Raw genomic sequence first — 973 nt, 5'->3', positions numbered from 1 at the left:
CCTTCTTCAACAGCAGTGTTTGGATCTTCAGGTGGCGTATTTCTTAATATTTCTGGGGCAGCTGTTAAATCAGGTTCACCGCCTGCCATGATGGGGTCACTACTATAGTGGAATTTGTTCCCATCACGGGCAGTTTCTCCTTCGAGTGCTTGAGAGGCTTCTCCTTCTGAGAAGTTGTAAAGTGTATGTGTAAACTCCTTACCTTGTTTTTGTAAGTCTTGAGTACCGTGTGGTACAACTGGACCATATTTTTCTTCCAATTCTTCACAAGCTTTTAAGAATTGAAGTTGGTGCTGCGTTTCACGAGCCATGAGGTAGCTTAGCATATCGCGAACACCTTTATCCTCCGTTTGCAGGAAGTTACGTGATACTTGAAGGCGAGCCTGTGATTCACGGACAACATTGAAACGCATATCAGCGAGTAAATTACCGCTTGAGGTGATGAAATTTGCGCTCCACGGGTTTCCGTTAGAATCAGATAACCCTGCACCAAGACCATTGACGAATGTATGTTGAGGGTCCATACCACCAAGTATCGCAGCAGTGGCTGGATCACTATTTCTCGCAAATTCTTCTATCGTATCAGTAGGCGCGTCACGTAACAGGTCATTGATCATGGTGGCTAACATTTCCATATGGCCTATTTCTTCCGTACCAGTGTCTAATAATAAATCTTTATATTTTTCATTGCCAACAGTGTTCCAACCTTGAAGCGTATAGGCCAACATTCCTGTAGTTTCGCCCCATTGACCCCCCAAAATCTCCTGTAAGCGTCGTGCGAGAATAGGATTACTCTTCTCAGGTTTTGCATGATACTGTAATTTTGATTTTCTGATGTACATGTGACAGTCCTCCTAATGTATTATAATGTCATACGTCGCATTAATTTCTTCTAAATAAGTGTTACATAGTAAATGGTAGTATATATATATTCATACTTCAAATGAAACGGTTTCAAAAAATATTATAAAAG

Annotated in this window: 1 protein-coding gene; it reads right to left on the bottom strand. The window is 41.2% G+C overall.

All coding sequences use genetic code 11. The annotated features are described in order from the left end of the window. The coding region (locus tag AC973_RS09085) for a manganese catalase family protein (RefSeq protein ID WP_048729799.1) at positions 1–842 on the bottom strand (842 nt) is incomplete at its 3' end. Between the last annotated feature and the right edge of the window lie 131 nt (positions 843–973).

The organism is Carnobacterium sp. 1290_CSPC (assembly GCF_001053265.1).
Taxonomy (GTDB): Bacteria; Bacillota; Bacilli; order Lactobacillales; family Aerococcaceae; genus Aerococcus; species Aerococcus urinaeequi.
The sequence above is the reverse complement of the archived record's forward strand: the minus strand, read 5'-3'. Positions and strand labels throughout refer to the sequence as shown.